A 17,310-nucleotide genomic window follows, 5' to 3' on the forward strand; every position below is an offset into this window, starting at 1 on the left:
GGCGTCCCGGGGCCCGGGACGCCTGAGTCAAGGGTACGGGGCGTCAGACCACGCGGGCGCCGGCGACCGGTCCGTGCGCGACGCGGGCCTCCCGGCACACCCCGGCGGCGGTCAGCTCGGCGGCGATCCGCCCCGCGTCGGACTCGCCGGCGGCGAGGAAGACGCAGGTGGGTCCGGAGCCGGAGACGATGCCGGCGAGCGCGCCGGCGGCCTCGCCGGCCTTGAGCGTCTCGGCCAGCGACGGGCGCATGGTCAGCGCGGCGTCCTGGAGGTCGTTGCCGAGCGTGGCGGCGAGGACCCGTGGGTCGCGTTGGCGCAGCGCGGCGAGCAGCGCGTCGGTGCTGCCCAGCGGGGTGCCGGCGGCTCCGGCGTCGCGTAGCCGGTCCAGTTCCCGGTAGGCGGCCGGGGTGGACAGGCCGCCGTCGGCGATCGCCACCACCCAGTGCCAGGAGGTGGGGCGGGCGAGCACCGGGCTGACCGTCTCGCCGCGGCCGGTGCCGAGCGCGGTGCCGCCGTGGATGAGGAACGGCACGTCGGAGCCGAGGTCGGCGGCGATGCCGGCCAGTTCGTCGCGGGACAGCCCGGTGCCCCAGAGCGTGTCGCAGGCGACGAGCGCGGCGGCGGCGTCGGCGCTGCCGCCGGCGAGCCCGCCCGCGAGCGGGATCTGCTTGCGCAGGTGCAGCCGGGCGTGCGGGGCGACGCCCGCGTAGCCGGCGAGCGCGTGCGCGGCGCGCAGCGCCAGGTTGGTGTCGTCCAGCGCCAGCTCCCCGGCGCCCTCGCCCTCCATGGTGAGGGTGAGGGTGTCGCCGCGCCGGGCGGTCAGCTCGTCGTAGATGGAGATCGCGTGGTAGACGGTGTTCAGCTCGTGGTAGCCGTCACGGCGCAGCGGTCCCACCCCGAGATGCAGGTTGACCTTGGCGGGCACCCGCACCTTGACCGGGCCGCTGGCCCCGCGCCGCTGCCCGTCCTCGTCCTCCGGTCGCCATGCCTCGGTCACCGGGTGCGCTCCCCTGGACGCGGGCGGATGTCGAACGGCTTCTGCACGGTCAGCTCCTCGGCGGGGTCGGGCAACGGCGCCAGCCTACTGCTCGGCGGCGGAGCCGTCGGGGGCCGACGCGGCGATGGCGGCGAACTGCTCCACGGTGAGCGATTCGCCGCGTGCGGACGGGTCCACGCCGGCCGCGGCGAGCGCCGCGGCGGCCCGGTCCGCGCCGCCGGCCCAGCCGGCCAGGGCGGCGCGCAGCGTCTTGCGGCGCTGCGCGAACGCGGCGTCGACGACGGCGAAGACGGCCTTCCGGGGTACGTCCGGCCGGGGCGGTTCGCGCCTGGTGAACGCGACCAGGCCGGAGTCGACGTTCGGCACCGGCCAGAACACGTTCGGCGGGACCTTGCCGGCGGCCCGGGAGCGGGCGTACCAGGCGAGTTTGACCGACGGGATGCCGTACACCTTGGAGCCGGGACCGGCGACGAGCCGGTCGGCGACCTCCTTCTGCACCATCACCAGGCCGTGCCGCAGTGTGGGCAGCTCGGCGAGCAGGTGCAGCACGACCGGCACGGCGACGTTGTAGGGCAGGTTCGCCACCAGCGCGGTCGGCGCCGGGTCGGCCAGGTCGGCGGCGGTGACCCGCAGCGCGTCGGCCGGGTGGACGGTGAGCCGCCCGGCGGCCTCGCCGGCGAAGCGGGCGGCGGTCTCCGGCAGCGCGGCGGCGAGCGCCGGGTCGAGTTCCACGGCGTGCACGTGCGCGGCGACCGGGAGCAGGGCGAGCGTGAGCGAGCCGAGGCCGGGGCCGACCTCCAGTGCCACGTCGTCCGGGGTCAGCCCGGCGGTGGTGACGATGCGGCGCACGGTGTTCGGGTCGTGCACGAAGTTCTGGCCGAGCTTCTTTGTCGGCGTGACGCCGAGGCGCGCGGCGATTTCCCGGATCTCCGCCGGGCCGAGGAGTCCGGTCACGCCCCGTAGCGTAAGCGCCCCCGCCCGAGGGGAAGGAAGGGCCCCTTCTTAACGCCTCGCGATATGGAGGGGCCCCTTCTTAACGCCACGGGCCGAACGCGCGCTCACCGTTGGTGGAGATGGCGGCGCAGAGGGTGTCCAGGTCGGCGCCGGTGGTCTCGGCGAGGAAACGGACGGTCAGCGGGATCAGGTACGACGCGTTGGGCCGTCCCCGGTGCGGCATCGGGGTGAGGTACGGCGCGTCGGTCTCCACCAGCATCTGCTCGGGCGGGGTGACGGCGGCGGCCTCGCGCAGCGCGGCGGCGCTGCCGAACGTGACGGTGCCCGCGAAGCTGAGCAGGAAGCCGCGCCGGACGCACTCGCGGGCGAAGTCGGCGTCGCCGGAGAAGCAGTGCATGACCACGGTGTCCGGGGCGCCCTCGTCGTCGACGACGCGCAGCACGTCGGCGTGCGCGTCGCGGTCGTGGATGACCAGCGCCTTGCCGTGCCGCTTCGCGATGGCGATGTGTGCCCGGAAACTCTCCTCCTGCGCGGCCCGCCCCTCCTCGCCGGTACGGAAGAAGTCCATCCCGGTCTCGCCGACGCCCCGGACCCGGTCCCGGCCGGCGAGCGTCTCGATCTCGCGCAGCGCCTCGTCCAGGTCGGCCAGCCGGGGCGCCTCGTTCGGGTGCAGCGCGACGGTGGCGAGCACCGCTGCGTACCGGTCGGCGACGTCGGCGCCCCACCGGGACGAGTCGACGTCCACGCCGACCTGGACCAGCCGGTCCACGCCGGCCCGGGCGGCGACGGCGATCGCGGCGGCCACCGGGTCGTCGCCGGAGGCGCCGCCCGGCGGTGTGCCGAACTCGCCGACGGTGATGTCGAGGTGGGTGTGGCTGTCCGGCACGGGTACGGGCAGCGGCTCGGGTGCGGGCGGGAACTCCCCGGCCCGGCGGGCGGCGCGCTGCTTGCGGGTCTCGGTCTGCTCGGTCATCGCGGCCAGCATCACACACCGGCGCGGGCCGGCGTTCCCGGACCGCCACCGGCCGTTCACACGCCCCACATCTGGCGGGCTTAGCGTCCCGGAGTGACAGTCACCGACCATGCCGGTGGGCCCGCCTCCGACCGGGCCGGGTTGCGCGTGACGTACGCCGGCCGGGTGCACCCGGCCGAGGAGATCGCCCGGGGCGCGGCGTACGAGCTGTTCAGCGCCGACGAGGCGCCCGGCTTCGAGTGGTGTCCCCGGCCCGGGGGCGGCTATCCGTGGCGCCGGTTCGTGCACGCGACCGAGGTGGACGCGGTGCACGGGGGCTCAGGGACGGCCGACGAGACGGACGCGCCGCTGCTGATGCCGGTGCACCGGGACCGGGGTTGGGCGTACGTACACCGGCTCAGCCAGCAGCCGGGGGCGGCGGGTGACCCGACGTTGGCCGCGGTGCGGGCCTCGGCGGTGATCCGGCCGGGCACCCGGATGGTGAAGGTGCTCTCCGCCCGCCAGCTCGCCGGCTACGTGCGGGGGTGGCTGCCGCACGGCTTCTGCTACCGGGAGCACGACGTGGCGCACCTGCGGACGCCGGCCGGGATGGCGGTGCTGCGGGGCGACTCCGAGGGCGGTGACGTGGCGTACGCGCTGCGCTGGCGGGCCGCCGACCCGGCCGACTACGACGTGCCGGTGGGCGAGGCTCACCGGGGGCTCATGGCGTTGCCGCCCCGGGACCGGCTCGGGCCGCCGGTGCTGGGCACCGGGTTCGTGCCGAGCAGCGCGCAGCTCGTGCCGGAGTTCGTCACCCGGGAGTTCGCCGATCTGCCGATGCCGGCGAACGCCACGCTGCTGGCCTACCCGGCCGAGGGGGTGGAGGTGGTGCTCTACACCTACCAGGCGGAGCAGCGGGGCTGGCTGCGCCTGGCGGGTCCGCAGTGGCGGCACCTGCTCGCCGCGGTGCCCGGCCTGGCCGCCGATCAGGAGTACGTGCCGACCGGCGAGGCGCCGCGCTCGACCCGGCTCGTCGGCACGTACGCGGGTTCGGAGTACGAGGCGGTGGCCGACCAGCCGGGCGGGTTCCGGGTGCTGGCGATGACCCGGGCGGCCCGCTACCCGGTGGACACGCCGGCCCGGCGGCTGCGCACGGCGACCTGGCGCGGGGCGCCGTGCCTGGTGCTGCGGGAGGAGGGCGGCTGGCTGCGGTTGCGGCTGCGCCGCCCGGATCCGGACGCGGTGGCCGCCACCGGCGCTCAGTGTCTGGAACGCGGCGTGTACGAGGTCTGGGCGCCGGGCGGCGAGCTGACCGACGACCGGGTGGTGGACCTGCCCTATCCGGCCCGGCACGAATAGACGGGGGCAGGTCGGGAAGCCGTTGGGGTCCGAGAAGCCCGCGCTGAGGGGGAATCCCGACATGCCTTTCGTCACCGTCGGTACGGAGAACTCCGCACCCATCGACCTGTACTACGAGGATCACGGTTCCGGTCAGCCGATCGTGCTGATCCACGGTTTCCCGTTCAACGGGGCGACCTGGGAGAAGATGAGCGGTCCGCTGCTGAACGCCGGGTACCGGGTGATCACGTACGACCGGCGTGGGTTCGGCAACTCCGCGCAGCCGGCCATGGGCTACGACTACGACACGTTCGCCGCCGACCTGGACGTGTTGATGACCGAGCTGGACCTGCGCAACGCGATCCTGGTCGGGCACTCGATGGGCACCGGTGAGGTGACCCGCTACCTGGGCGCGTACGGGTCGGACCGGGTGGACCGGGCGGTCCTGCTGGCCCCGTTGGCGCCGTACCTGCTGAAGACGCCCGACGACCCGGAGGGCGTCGACAAGAGCATGTTCGAGGGGTTCCAGAAGGCGATCATCCAGGACCGGTTCGCCTACCTGACCCAGTTCTGCGACGCGTTCTTCAACGCCAGTGAGAACCGGGGGAAGCTGGTCAGCGACGAGGCGTACCACGCGCACTGGCAGATCGGCGCGCAGGCGTCGGCCAAGGGCACCCACGACTCGGTGGACGCCTGGCAGACCGACTTCCGCGGTGACCTGCCGAACATCGACGTGCCGGTGCTGATCATCCAGGGCGACAAGGACAACGTGCTGCCGTTCCCGGTGACGGGCCAGCGGCTGGTGAACATGCTGTCCGACGCCAAGCTGGTCACGCTGAAGGGTGCGCCGCACGGCACGCCGTGGACCCATCCCACCGAGGTCAACAAGGCCATCATGGAGTTCATCGGCAAGCCGAGCATGGCGACCGCCTGACCCGGCGGACGATCGCGGCCCCGGGGAGATCCCCGGGGCCGCGGTTCGCGCGCGTGCTCAGCCGGCCAGCCGGGCCAGCTCCTCCTCGACGATGGACGGGTCGAGCTTGCGGAACACCGGCTTCGGCGCCGCGAGCGGCCGGCCCACTTCCAGGGGTACGGACTCCCAGCGCGCCCCGACCGTGTAGTCACCGGTCAGCACCGGGTACGACGGCCCGCCGTCGAGGTCGTCGACCTCCTCGATCACCGGCATCGGGGCGTGCGTGCCGGTGCCGCCGAGCAGCTCGTGGATCTTCTGGGCGGAGTGCGGCAGGAACGGGGTGAGCAGCGTGTTGGCGTCGCTGACCACCTGGAGCGCGACGTGCAGGATGGTGCCCATGCGGGGCTTGTCGTCCTCGCCCTTGAGCTTCCAGGGCGCCTGCTCGGAGAGGTACTTGTTGGCCTCGGCGACGACCTTCATGGCCTCGCCGATGGCCTGCTTCTGCCGGTGCCGGGCGATCAGGTCGCCGACGGTGGCGAAGCCCGCCTTCGCGGTGTCCAGCAGCGCCTGGTCGGCCTCGGTGAGCCCGGCCGGGTCGACCGGCGGGACGGCGCCGAAGTTCTTCGCCGCCATCGACACCGACCGGTTGACCAGGTTGCCCCAGCCGGCGACCAGTTCGTCGTTGTTGCGGCGCAGGAACTCGGCCCAGGTGAAGTCGGTGTCGTTGCTCTCCGGGCCGGCCACCGCGATGAAGTAGCGCAGCGCGTCGGCGTCGTAGCGCTCCAGGAAGTCCCGGACGTAGATGACCACCTTGCGGGAGGAGGAGAACTTCCGGCCCTCCATGGTGAGGTATTCGCTGGAGACGACCTCGGTGGGCAGGTTGAGCCGGCCCAGCTCGCCCGGCTCGCCGTCGCGGGCCCCCTCACCGGAGTAGCCGCCGAGCAGCGCCGGCCAGATCACCGAGTGGAAGACGATGTTGTCCTTGCCCATGAAGTAGTAGGAGCGGGCGTCCTTCCCTTCCCCGTCCGCCGACCACCACTTGCGCCAGGCCTCCGGGTCGCCGGTGCGGCGGGCCCACTCGATGGACGCGGACAGGTAGCCGATGACCGCGTCGAACCACACGTAGATCCGCTTGTCCGGCCGGTCGCGCCAGTCGTCCAGCGGGATCGGCACGCCCCACTCCAGGTCGCGGGTGATGGCCCGGGGCTGGAGGTCGTCGAGCAGGTTGCGGGAGAACCGCAGCACGTTGGGGCGCCAGCCCTCGCGGTTGTCCAGCCACTGCCGCAGCGCGTCGGCCAGGGCGGGCAGGTCGAGGAAGAAGTGCTCGGTCTCGACGAACTCCGGCGTCTCCCCGTTGATCTTCGACTTGGGGTCGATCAGGTCGATCGGGTCGAGCTGGTTGCCGCAGTTGTCGCACTGGTCGCCGCGCGCGCTGTCGTAGCCGCAGATCGGGCAGGTGCCCTCGATGTAGCGGTCGGGCAGCGTCCGGCCGGTGGACGGGGAGATCGCGCCGGTGGTGACCTTCGGGACGATGTAGCCGTTGCGGTACAGGCCGGTGAACAGCTCCTGCACCACGGCGTAGTGGTTGCGCGTGGTGGTGCGGGTGAACAGGTCGTACGACAGGCCCAGCGCCCGCAGGTCCTCGGCGATCACCCGGTTGTAGCGGTCGGCCAGTTCGCGCGGGGTGACCCCCTCGGCGTCGGCCTGCACCTGGATCGGGGTGCCGTGTTCGTCGGTGCCGGAGACCATGAGCACGTCGTGGCCGGCCATCCGCATGTACCGGGCGAAGACGTCGGAGGGAACGCCGAATCCGGATACGTGGCCGATGTGGCGCGGGCCGTTGGCGTAGGGCCAGGCGACCGCGGCGAGAACGTGACTCATGAGCAGCAAGCCTAGTGATTGCGGTGGGCGGGCCGCGAACCAATGGGCGGCAGGCGCCGGCCGTACGTCCGATTTGTCGCCGACACGCGGCGTGAGCTTCACCGCAAGCCGGGCGTACCGGTGTGAAATGAACATCGTGACCAACAGACCAGCGGCGCCGGAGCCGTCGGCGGCCACCACCCGGCGGGCGCGACCCGCCCCGGCGGGCACGCCCGTCGCGCCGCAGCCCCGGCTCGACCCGGCGGACCCGCCGGTCGAGGTGGAGCCCACCACCGGCGCGCCGGTGGACGCGGTGCCGAGCCGGGTGCCGGTGCGGCAGCCCCGCTGGCAGCGCAGGGCCGCGCAGGCGGGCGGCTGGGCGCCGATCGAGGAGGTGCACTGGGACGGCACGCCGCTGCGCGACGAGCCGCACCCGCTCCCCGCCCGGCCGCCGGTCCGGCGGGCGCCGGCCCGCCCGGTCCTCCCGCCGACCCCGCCCGTCGGCCTCGCCGTGCTGCTGGCGTTGAGCCTGCTCGCCGCGTTCTTCGCCTGGGTGAGCGCGGGGCCGTTCTGGCTGGCCGCGGGGCATTCGACAGGCGGCACCGTGATGATCACCGAGTGCGCGGGCGGCGGGCTCACCCAGCGTTGCCGGGGGATCTTCCTGGCCGACGGCGACCGGTTCCAGGCCCACGGCGTACGGGTCAGTGGCGTACCGGCCGGGCGGACCGCCACCGGCACCCTGCTGCCGGCCCGGATGACCGGGCCGGACGGATCGACCGCCTACGCGGACACCGGCCCCGGACAGCACCTGCGCTGGCTGCTCGGGCTGGCGCTGGTGGCCGGGTGCGCCGCCGGGATCGCCAGGTGGACCGGCGCGACCCGGCTCGCGGACGAGCGGCAGCGGCGCTGGGCGGTCGGCCTGGCGCTGGCCGGGCCGGCGCTGATCACCGTCGGGTTCCTGGCCGCCGCCTGGTGAGGTGAGGTGAGGTGTTAAAAGGGGGCCCTTCCTCTACCGCAGGCGTTAAGAAGGGGCCCTTCCTTTCAGCTGTGCACCACCGCGTACACCTCGCGCCGTCGCAGCCCGTACGCGGTGGCGACCTCGGTGATCGCGTCGCGCCGGGACAGCCCGGCCGCCTCGCGCTCGGCCACCGCGGCGCGCAGCGTGTCGTCGTCGGGCCGGACCGCGGGCGTGGCCGGCGCGCCCGCCACGACGAGCGTGATCTCACCCCGGGGATCGCCGTCGGCGGCCCACTCGGCCAGCTCGCCGAGCGGACGGCGGACCACCTCCTCGTACGTCTTGGTCAGCTCGCGGCAGAGCGCGGCGGGCCGGTCGGCGCCGAACGCCTCGGCCAGGTCGGCCAGCGCGCCGGCGATGCGGTGCGGCGCCTCGAAGAACACCAGCGTGCGGTCCTCGGCGGCGAGCGCCCGCAGGCGGGAGCGGCGGGCGCCGGGGGTACGGGGCAGGAAGCCCTCGAAGCAGAACCTGTCGCAGGGCAGCCCGGACAGCGCCAGCGCGGTGGTGACGGCGCTCGGCCCGGGCGCGGCGGTGACCGGCACGCCCGCGTCCAGGGCGGCCCGGACCAGCCGGTATCCGGGGTCGGAGACGCTCGGCATGCCTCCGTCGGTGACCAGCGCGACCGTGTAGCCGGCGACGAGCACCTCGGCCAGCTCCGGGGTGCGCCGCTCCTCGTTGCCCTCGAAGTAGGAGACGATCCGGCCGGGCACCGTCACGTCGAGGTCGCGGGCGAGCCGGGTGAGCCGCCGGGTGTCCTCGGCGGCGACCACGTCGGCGACGGCCAGCACCTCCCGGAACCGGGCGGACGCGTCGGCCGGGTTGCCCAGCGGCGCGCCGAGCAACACCAGCCGTCCGACCTCGGACATTTCCCCCACGGCGCGTGCTCCCTCATCGATGGTCGTACCAATTTCGGAGACGATGGACGCCACCGGGCACCCTCGCAGCCTACGATCGCCGGGTGACGAGTGCGTCGACAGCACAGAGCGCGAACCCGGACCCTTCCACCGCCGAGCGCGGCGACGGCAGCGGGGGCGGGCTGCCCGCCGCCGTGCGGCGCCGGCTCGCCACCGTCGACGACCGCATCGGTCGGGGGCAGGCGTGGCTGGCCACAGCCGTGGTGGTGGCGATCGCGGCGATCCTGCGCTTCGTGGGGCTCAGTTTCCCGCCCGGCAAGGTCTTCGACGAGACCTACTACGCCAAGGACGCGTACGGGCTGATCGACCGCGGCGTCGAGTGGAACTACAAGGACAACGGCCCCTCGTACGTGGTGCATCCGCCGCTGGGCAAGTGGATGATCGGGATCGGCGAGTGGGCCTTCGGCTACCAGGACGCGGACAGCGGCGTCTCGGTGCCGGGCCACCTGATCACGACGTCGCCGGAGTTCGGCTGGCGGTTCGGCGCGGCGGTGGCCGGCACACTGTCGGTGCTGCTGCTGGTCCGCATCGGCCGGCGGATGTTCCGGTCCACGGTGCTGGGCTGCGCGGCGGGCCTGCTGCTCGCGCTCGACGGGTTCCACCTGGTGCTGTCCCGCACGGCCATCCTCGACATCTTCCTGCTGCTGTTCGTGCTGGCCGCGTTCGGCGCGCTGGTGCTCGACCGGGACGCCCGGCGACGGCGCTGGACGCGGGCCCTGGAGGCCGGGCTCGACCCGACCCGCCCGGGGCGGGCCGGGCGGCCTCCGTCCGGTTGGCGGAACTGGCCGTGGTGGCGGCTGGCGGCCGGGGTGCTGCTCGGCTGTGCCTGCTCGGTCAAGTGGAGCGCGATCTACTTCGTGCCGGCGTTCGCGCTGCTGGTGCTGTTCTGGGAGGTGGGCGTCCGCCGTTCGGCAGGGGTTCGCCGTCCGTGGCGTGACGCGGTGCTGGACGAGCTGCCCTGGCTGCTCGCGGCCGGCGTGCTGATGGTGGTCACCTACGTCGCGACCTGGTCGGGCTGGCTGCTCAGCGACGAGGGCTACTACCGCCTGGCCGAGCGCTACCCGAACAACCCGGAGCTGAGCGACACCCCGTTCATCGGGGCGCTGAACAACCTGTGGGAATACCACAAGGCCTCGTACGGCTTCCACACCCAGCTCGACGACCCGCACAAGTACCAGTCCTGGCCGTGGCAGTGGCTGCTGCTCGGCCGCCCGGTGGCGTTCCACTGGTCCGGGGACGGCAGTTGTGGCGCGCCGAGCTGCGCGTCGGAGGTGCTGCTGCTGGGCACGCCGCTGCTGTGGTGGTCGTTCCTGCCGGCGATCGCCGCGACCGCCTGGCTCGGCCTGGCCCGGCGGGACTGGCGGGCGGGCGCGATCCTGCTCAGCATCGCCGCCGGCCTGCTGCCGTGGTTCTGGTTCGCGCTCGACGGCCGGACGATGTTCTCCTTCTACGCCGCGCCCGCGGTGCCGTTCCTGGTGCTGGCGGTGGTCTATGTGCTCGGCGCGATCACCACTCCGGCGCCGGTAACCGCGACGACCGCTACGGCCGCGCCGCCCGATCCGCAGCAGCTACGGGATCGGCGGATGGTGGGCGGGATCATCGCGGGCGCCTACGTGTTGCTGGTGGCGCTCTGTTTCGCGTACTTCTACCCGATCTTCGTGGGCCGGGTGCTGCCGTACGCGGAGTGGTCGGCGCGGATGTGGCTGGACGGCCGCTGGATCTAGAGGCGCGGGCGCCGGCACAAAGAAGCGCGCCCCGATCGCCTGCCACGGGGGAAGCGGGCGATTGGGGCGCGCAAGACAGAGCTTAACCACACTCCGGCACGGGCACAACGGGTGCGGGCCGGTCAGATTTGCGACGGGCACGCCACTGCCGAAAGGTTCACCTCCGGCATCTAACAGTGGGTCATCCTGCGGGAACATAACGGGTTCAATCTCCGGCGCCAGGCAGGAGCAGAGGGACGCCGGACCCGGATGATCTTCCAAAGTGGATCTCACTACACTTCGCCCGGTGATCAACAAGAGACGATCGACGATTGTCCTCTTCGGACTGCTGACGGCCGCCGCGCTGATCGGACCGAGCCCCGCCGGGGCCGACGACGAGACCTCCGAGCCCGTCGCCGAGCCACCCAAGGTGGAGCTGGTCCTCGACGTCAGTGGCTCGATGCGGGCCCGGGACATCGACGGGCGCAGCCGGATCTCCGTCGCGCAGCAGGCGTTCAACGAGGTGGTCGACGCCCTGCCGGACGAGACACAGCTCGGCATCCGGGTGCTCGGCGCCACCTACCAGGGCAAGGACAAGAAGCAGGGCTGCCTGGACACCCAGCAGATCGTGCCGGTCGGCCCGGTGGACCGTACCCAGGCCAAGGCCGCCGTCGCCGGGCTGCGACCGACCGGTTTCACACCGGTCGGGCTGGCGCTGCGCTCCGCCGCGCAGGACCTGGGCACCGGCAGCACCGCCCGCCGGATCGTGCTGATCACCGACGGTGAGGACACCTGCGCCCCGCCCGACCCGTGCGAGGTGGCGCGCGAGCTGGCCGCCCAGGGCACCCGGCTCGTCGTGGACACGCTCGGCCTCGCCCCGGACGAGAAGGTACGCAAGCAGTTGCTCTGCATCGCCGGCGCGACCGGCGGCACCTACACGGCGGCGCAGAGCGCCGACGAGCTGACCGGCCGGATCAAGCAGCTCGTCGACCGGGCCCGGGACACGTACACGGCCACCCCGGCGGTGGTCGGCGGCGGCGCGGCGTGCCAGGGCGCGCCGCTGCTCGCCCCCGGCGTCTACAGCGACCGGGAGGCGTTCTCCGAGCACCGCTGGTACCGGGTGCCGGTGCGGCCCGGCCAGGAGCTGCGCGCCTCGGTGAGCGTCGCGCTGGACCGGCCGGTCAACCCGGACTACGGCGTGCTGCTGCGCGCCACCGCGCCGGACGGGCGGGAACTGGTCCGCGGCGTCGACGCCGGAAGCGGGCGCACCGACGTGGTCTCCGCCGGACTGCGCTGGTCGGCCGCCGAGGAGGAGGACGACGACGGCCCGAGCCCGGAGCCGAGCCCCGGCGCGGAGCAGGCCGTGCGAACCGTCTGCCTGGTGGTCAGCAACTCCTTCGCGGCCAAGCCCGGCACGCAGACCCAGCCGGGTATGCCGGTGGAGCTCACGGTCGACGTGGTCGCCGCCTCCCCCGCCCCGGACGGGCCGGACCTCGGCCGCGGCTGGGTGCTGCTGCTCCTGCTCACGCTGGCCGGACTGCTCACCGGGCTGGTCGCCGGACTGCTCACCCGCTGGTGGGTGCACACGTGGAGGGTGAACTGAGCATGCGTACGCTGATCCGCGCCGCGGCGGCGACCACCGCCGTCGGTCTCGCGCTCACCCCGGCGGCGGCCCTGGCCGCGCCCAGTCCGTCACCCGGCGCGACCACTGTGACCAAGGCCGGCACCTCGTTCCTCACCGCCACCACCGTCACCGCAGGGCAGCCGGTGCAGGTGGGCGCGTCGACCGGCGACCACCTGTACTGGTCGTTCCGGGCCGACGCCGGGCAGGTGCACGAGATCACCGCCACCGTCACATTCCCGAAGCGAAGCACCGGCGCGTCCACCTGGACCATCGACGTCTTCGACGGGCTGCGCCGCCGGCAGGCGTGCACGGCCGGCGCGCAGACGCCGACAGCGGACGCGGCGGCCACGAGCGTGGCGCTCGGCTGCACGCTGCGCCGGGTACGGCCGTGGGCCGAGCCGTGGTCGGGCGACCCGCTGCCCGGCACCTACTACGTCCGGCTCTCCGTCACCGACCTGCCCGAGCCCGACCTCGGCCTGCCGGTCGAGGTGGAGATGCTCGTCGGCGCCACCGACGAGGGCGGCGCGTCCGGCGACGACGGCGAGCTGGCCGCGCCGCTGGTGCCGAACACCAGGGCCGGCACCGTGCTGGCCGCCGAGCCGACCCCCGAGCCGGTGGCCGAGGAGGAAACCGACCTGACCGGCTGGCTCCCCGACGCGGGCTCGCGCTGGGTGTGGACCGGCGTGGGCGGCGTGCTCGCCGCCGTGGCCGGCGTGGTGGGCTTCGCGCTCACCCGGCGGCCCCGCCGCGGCTGAAGGACCACTCCCGGTGGCCGTCGTGAACCCGACACGACGGCCACCGGGAGCTCAGATCGTCCTCGAGCCGCGCGGCACCCAGCCGATGAACCGGTCCTGGAGCGCGGTGACCGGCACGGAGCGCAGATCCTGCGTGGCCGCGGCCAGGCAGGAGCCGAGATAGACGCTCAACGACGCCCGATCCACCTGGTACTCGCTCAGCAGGTGGTGACGTTTCGTGGCGCAGGGCCATTCGTCACCGCACGAGCCGCAGGTCCAGTCGGGGGTCACCGGCACGTGCTCGCCGTCCCGCCTCCCCGGTGCCTCCGCGCCACGCGTCATCCGCCGCTCCTTCCCTGTTCGGAATCGTGGTCGTGATGGGCCGGTTGCCTCCCCGCAACACACCTTCAGCGCCACCGCACGCCCCAGCGTTACGGTACGTTCACCGCGTGCCTCCGTCATCCGTCGCACGTGCGTGATCTGCTGCCGGCCGTGGTCGCCGTGTCGGTGGCCGGCCCGGCCGACTGGTCCGGCGAGTTGCTCCCGGCCGAACGAGCCGCCCTGGGCGAGCGCGCGGTGCTCCACCGCCGCCGCGACTTCACCGCCGGCCGGGTCTGCGCCCGCCGGGCACTCGCCACGCTCGGCCTGACCGCCACGCCGGTGCCGGCCGGCGCGGACCGGGCCCCGGTCTGGCCGCCCGGCGTCGTCGGCGCGATCACCCACACCCGGGACTACTGCGCGGCCGCCGCCGCCCGCGCCGCCGACGTACGCGCCGTCGGCATCGACGCCGAGCGGCACCGCCCGCTCTCCCCCGGGGTACGGCGGAAGGTGTGCCGCCCCGACGAGGAGGCGGACCTGGCCCGGCTGCCGGCCGGGATGCCCTGGCCGACCGTGTTGTTCAGCGCCAAGGAGACCGTCTACAAGGTCTGGCACCCGCTCGTCGGGACCTGGCTGGGCTTCGCCGACGCGCGCGTCACGCTCGACCCGCAGGCGGGCACGTTCCACGCCGAGATCGAGCCGGCCCGGCTCGCCGCCGCTCCGGTGGCCGACCCGCCGTCGCGCGTGACCGGACGGTTCGCGGTGGACGACGATCTGGTCCGCACCGCCGCCGTCCTGCCACATCGATGACGCCCTGTCGGCCGGGTTGACCCCGGCTTGTACCGTCGTTCCGACTGAAATCCCGAAGGCGCCCCAAGGAGTACGGTGAGCCACCCTCAGCCTCCGTCCGGGTCACCGGACCCGAACCAGCAGCCGCCGGAACCGCCGACGCAGGCGTTCCCCACCGCGCCGATGCCGCCGAGCGACCCCTACGAGCCGCCGCCCGCCCCGGACGCGCCGACGGCCCCGATCTCGGGCGCGCCCTACCCACCGCCTCCGGGCACGCCGCAGCCGCCGGTGTCGGGGCCGCCGCAGCCGCCGGTGTCGGGAGCGCCGTATCCGCCGGCCTCCGGGGCGCCGTACCCGCCGCAGCCGGGGCCGGGTGAGCAGTACCCGCCGCCCGCTCCCACCCAGGCGTTCCCGCCGGCGCCGCCGACCTCGGGCGCGCCGTACCCGCCGCCCGGCAGTGAGTACCAGCCCCCGGGCGCGGCGTACCCGCCCCCGGGCAGTGAGTACCAGCCGCCGGGCGCGGCGTATCAGCAGCCGGGAGGCGAGTACCAGCAGCCGGGCACCGCGTACCCGCCCCCGGGCAGTGAGTACCAGCAGCCGGGCGCGGCGTATCAGCAGCCGGGGGGCTACCCGCCGCCGGGCGGTGGGCAGCCGTACCCGCCCACCGGCGCGCCGTATCAGCCGGGAGCGCCGTTCGGACCGCCGGCCAAGAAGTCGAACAAGAACGTCTGGATCACGATCGGCATCGTCGCGGCGCTCCTGCTGCTGCTCTGCTGCGGTGGCGGCATCTTCGCCGTCTACAGCGGCGTGAACAAGGCCCAGGAGGCGGTTGACTCGCTGCCCACGCCGGGCGTCACCTACGGCGTCCCGGACGAGCAGACCCCGACCGGCGGCCCCACCGGCACGCCGCAGCCGGGCACCACCGACGACAAGACCTTCAACATGCCGGCCGGCGACAAGCTGATCGTCAACGACACCGACGGCACCATCGAGATCACCGTCGGCAACTTCCGGACCCGGAACTCCGCCTGCAACGAGATCATGCCCGGCCCGAAGAAGGGCATGTTCCTGATCGCCGACGTGACCGCCGAGATCACCAAGGGCACCGGTTCGATCAACCCGTTCTACTTCTCCTGGGTGGCCGAGGACGGCACCGAGGAGAACGGCATCGGTGGCGCCTTCTCGGGGTGCGGCAAGCTGATGACCTCGGGCAACAACCTGCCCGCCGGCTCCAAGCGCAGCGGTCAGCTCATCTTCGACGTCAAGGACCAGAACGGCGTCGTCGAGTACAAGCACCGCTTCCGTACCGCCGGGTCCTGGAAGCCCTGACCCGCGCCTGACCCGCACCGGGGCCGGTCCGTCTCGGACCGGCCCCGGTGACCGTTCGGACGGTGCCCGCCGGCCGAACGGTCATTTCCATGTGCGCGTGGGCGCTCCCGGTGGCCAGGCTCGGAGCATGGCGAACGAGACGACCATCCCGCTGCTGCCCTGCCGCTCACTTGACGACGTGGCGCCCTTCTACCAGGCGCTCGGCTTCGAGGTGACGCACCGGCAGGAGCGCCCCAACCCGTACCTGGCCCTGCGCCGGGAGGACCTCAACCTGCACTTCTTCGGGATGGCCGGGTTCGACCCCGCCGACTCGTACGGCTCCTGCCTGGTGGTGGTCGACGACCTGACCGTCCTGCACCGCGCCTTCGCCGACGGCATGCGCGCCACGTACGGCAAGGTGCTGGTCGCCGGCGTACCCCGGATGACCCGGCCCCGGCCCCGCCGCAACCAGGACGGGCATTCCGGGTTCAGCATCGTCGATCCGGGCGGCAACTGGATCCGGTTCGTGGCCCGGGCCTCGACGCCCGACGCCGACGACGACCGGGGCGGGCTCGCCCGTACGCTCGGCAACGCCGTGGTGCAGGGCGACTCGCGCGGTAATCCCGCTCAGGCCGCGCGCATCCTCGACGGCGCGCTGGCCCGGCCCGACGCGGCCGACGACCCCGCCGTCCTGGTGGAGGCGCTGGTCTACCGGGCCGAGATGGCGCTGCAACTCGGGGAGCCGGAGGCCGCCCGGGAACGGGTACGGCAGGCCCGGTCGGTCCCACTGGACGACGAGTCGCGCGTCCGGCTGGCCGACACGCTGCGGCACGCCGAGGAGCTGCTCACGGCCCTGCCGACCGCATGACCGGCCGGCCGGATGCGGGCTGACGCCGATCCGGTGGCGGCGGTTTGCCGTGCGGGTCAGCGGGGACGCGACGTGGCAGGCGGCGAGGGCCGCCACGCGACGATCCGGGGAGGCGGCATGAGCGTCGAACGGGCGAACAACGACCTGGAGAACCTGGCCGGTCCGGCCCGGGCCCGTCTGGGTGACCTTAACCAGGACGAACACGCCGAGGCCGACCGGGTGCGGGAACTGGACGAGATCCGCGGCAAGCGCCCCGGCGAGCACATCCAGGAGGACGCCCGCGACGCCGACGACAACTTCACCGCCTAGCCAGATCTTGGAAGCAAACGGCTGCCATAGGGGCCGAAATCTTCCAAGATCTCTCGGCGTCCGGTCATCCACGATGATCGGCTTGTGTGTCTCGACGGATCGGCGGCACGGGTCGCCGAGCGTCGATGCGAAACGCGCCAGTTGACCAATCGCAATCATTGATGACGCAAGCAGACTGAGTTGCGTGACCAAGCCATCACCGCAGAGATCATGGCCGATACCGAATCAGTCCTGGTGGCGCCGGCTTTCCGGCGGCACGAAAGCCGTGCTCGTGTCCGGCGGCGTGCTGGTGCTGTGCTGCTGCGGCGGCGGGATCGCCGCCGTCGGCGGCGCGACGGACGAGAAGCCCGCGTCGATCAGCGCCGCCTCGACCGCGACCGCGCGCAGCGCCGATCCGCCCCCTGCCGCCCACTCGTCCGGCTCGCCCTCGAACGTCGCCGCACCGACCGACTCGCCGTCCGCTCCGCCGACGACGCGGGCCGCCGAGCCGTCGCCGCAGACCGCGACCGCGCGTCCGGCGCCCCGGCCGAAGCCGAAGCGGACCACGCCCAAGCCGACACCGAAGCGGACCACGAGCGCGCCCCGGACCACCAGGCCGTCCACCGGCACCGTCCAGGGCGCCGTCCACCCTGGCGCTTTCTGCTCGCCGGTCGGCGCGACCGGCCGTACCGTCAAGGGCACGCTGATGCGGTGCACGCGCAAGGCCGGCGAGGA

General features: G+C 73.7%; 17 protein-coding genes. 10 read left to right on the top strand and 7 right to left on the bottom strand.

The genetic code is table 11. From position 1 onward, the window contains the following. Positions 1-43 precede the first annotated feature (43 nt). The 3 genes from A8711_RS00665 to A8711_RS00675 form a co-directional block, all read right to left on the bottom strand. On the bottom strand, positions 44-997 hold the full coding sequence (locus tag A8711_RS00665) for a 4-(cytidine 5'-diphospho)-2-C-methyl-D-erythritol kinase (protein ID WP_064447611.1): 954 nt from the start codon (positions 995-997) through the stop codon (positions 44-46). A gap of 84 nt (positions 998-1,081) precedes the next feature. Further along, complete coding sequence (gene rsmA / locus A8711_RS00670) at positions 1,082-1,951, bottom strand: 16S rRNA (adenine(1518)-N(6)/adenine(1519)-N(6))-dimethyltransferase RsmA (protein WP_069087189.1); 870 nt, start codon at positions 1,949-1,951, stop codon at positions 1,082-1,084. A 79-nt stretch (positions 1,952-2,030) separates the two neighbouring features. After that, positions 2,031-2,936, bottom strand: a complete 906-nt coding sequence (locus A8711_RS00675; protein ID WP_064447609.1) for a TatD family hydrolase — start codon at positions 2,934-2,936, stop codon at positions 2,031-2,033. An 81-nt stretch (positions 2,937-3,017) separates the two neighbouring features. Between A8711_RS00675 and A8711_RS00680 the strand changes: the two genes are divergently transcribed. Both A8711_RS00680 and A8711_RS00685 read left to right on the top strand, forming a co-directional pair. Next, the gene (locus tag A8711_RS00680) at positions 3,018-4,262 is read left to right on the top strand and encodes a hypothetical protein (protein ID WP_069087190.1); all 1,245 of its coding nucleotides are present in this window, start codon (positions 3,018-3,020) and stop codon (positions 4,260-4,262) included. 61 nt (positions 4,263-4,323) lie between these two features. Beyond that, positions 4,324-5,175: an alpha/beta fold hydrolase gene (locus tag A8711_RS00685; RefSeq protein WP_043326820.1), complete on the top strand. Its 852-nt coding sequence runs from the start codon at positions 4,324-4,326 to the stop codon at positions 5,173-5,175. A 57-nt stretch (positions 5,176-5,232) separates the two neighbouring features. Here A8711_RS00685 and metG read toward each other — a convergent pair whose 3' ends face one another. Continuing rightward, positions 5,233-7,035 (bottom strand): methionine--tRNA ligase, encoded by a 1,803-nt coding sequence (metG, locus tag A8711_RS00690; RefSeq protein WP_043330658.1) that lies wholly within the window; start codon positions 7,033-7,035, stop codon positions 5,233-5,235. A 127-nt stretch (positions 7,036-7,162) separates the two neighbouring features. Between metG and A8711_RS00695 the strand changes: the two genes are divergently transcribed. Further along, positions 7,163-7,990, top strand: coding sequence for a hypothetical protein (locus A8711_RS00695; RefSeq protein WP_233514586.1), 828 nt, complete (start codon positions 7,163-7,165; stop codon positions 7,988-7,990). A gap of 65 nt (positions 7,991-8,055) precedes the next feature. Here the strand turns inward: A8711_RS00695 and rsmI are convergent, their stop codons facing one another. After that, the gene (gene rsmI, locus A8711_RS00700; protein ID WP_064447607.1) at positions 8,056-8,895 is read right to left on the bottom strand and encodes a 16S rRNA (cytidine(1402)-2'-O)-methyltransferase; all 840 of its coding nucleotides are present in this window, start codon (positions 8,893-8,895) and stop codon (positions 8,056-8,058) included. Positions 8,896-8,987: 92 nt separating this feature from the next. Here rsmI and A8711_RS00705 point away from each other — a divergent pair, with 92 nt between their 5' ends. The 3 genes from A8711_RS00705 (at position 8,988) to A8711_RS00715 (ending at position 13,025) form a co-directional block, all read left to right on the top strand. Continuing rightward, on the top strand, positions 8,988-10,667 hold the full coding sequence (locus A8711_RS00705) for a dolichyl-phosphate-mannose--protein mannosyltransferase (RefSeq protein ID WP_043326824.1): 1,680 nt from the start codon (positions 8,988-8,990) through the stop codon (positions 10,665-10,667). 286 nt (positions 10,668-10,953) lie between these two features. Continuing rightward, complete coding sequence (locus tag A8711_RS00710) at positions 10,954-12,249, top strand: VWA domain-containing protein (protein WP_043326826.1); 1,296 nt, start codon at positions 10,954-10,956, stop codon at positions 12,247-12,249. A gap of 2 nt (positions 12,250-12,251) precedes the next feature. Continuing rightward, positions 12,252-13,025, top strand: a complete 774-nt coding sequence (locus A8711_RS00715; protein WP_069087191.1) for a peptidase — start codon at positions 12,252-12,254, stop codon at positions 13,023-13,025. A 51-nt stretch (positions 13,026-13,076) separates the two neighbouring features. Here the strand turns inward: A8711_RS00715 and A8711_RS00720 are convergent, their stop codons facing one another. Continuing rightward, positions 13,077-13,346 (bottom strand): hypothetical protein, encoded by a 270-nt coding sequence (locus A8711_RS00720; RefSeq protein ID WP_043326829.1) that lies wholly within the window; start codon positions 13,344-13,346, stop codon positions 13,077-13,079. A 129-nt stretch (positions 13,347-13,475) separates the two neighbouring features. Here A8711_RS00720 and A8711_RS00725 point away from each other — a divergent pair, with 129 nt between their 5' ends. The 4 genes from A8711_RS00725 (at position 13,476) to A8711_RS00740 (ending at position 16,596) form a co-directional block, all read left to right on the top strand. Beyond that, positions 13,476-14,132: a 4'-phosphopantetheinyl transferase gene (locus A8711_RS00725; protein ID WP_069087192.1), complete on the top strand. Its 657-nt coding sequence runs from the start codon at positions 13,476-13,478 to the stop codon at positions 14,130-14,132. A 75-nt stretch (positions 14,133-14,207) separates the two neighbouring features. After that, positions 14,208-15,440 carry a DUF4352 domain-containing protein gene (locus A8711_RS00730; protein ID WP_069087193.1) on the top strand — a complete coding sequence of 411 codons (1,233 nt, stop codon included), beginning with the start codon at positions 14,208-14,210 and terminating at the stop codon, positions 15,438-15,440. Between the two features lie 127 nt (positions 15,441-15,567). Next, positions 15,568-16,287: a hypothetical protein gene (locus tag A8711_RS00735; protein WP_069087194.1), complete on the top strand. Its 720-nt coding sequence runs from the start codon at positions 15,568-15,570 to the stop codon at positions 16,285-16,287. A 117-nt stretch (positions 16,288-16,404) separates the two neighbouring features. Then, a complete protein-coding gene (locus A8711_RS00740) occupies positions 16,405-16,596 on the top strand; it encodes a hypothetical protein (RefSeq protein ID WP_043326835.1) in 192 nt (63 codons plus the stop codon). Between the two features lie 225 nt (positions 16,597-16,821). On the opposite strand, the gene A8711_RS00745 is transcribed toward A8711_RS00740, so the two are convergent. Continuing rightward, positions 16,822-17,277, bottom strand: a complete 456-nt coding sequence (locus A8711_RS00745) for a hypothetical protein (protein WP_124778959.1) — start codon at positions 17,275-17,277, stop codon at positions 16,822-16,824. Positions 17,278-17,310 lie beyond the last annotated feature (33 nt).

Source organism: Micromonospora sp. II, assembly GCF_001709195.1.
GTDB lineage: Bacteria > Actinomycetota > Actinomycetes > Mycobacteriales > Micromonosporaceae > Micromonospora > Micromonospora chalcea.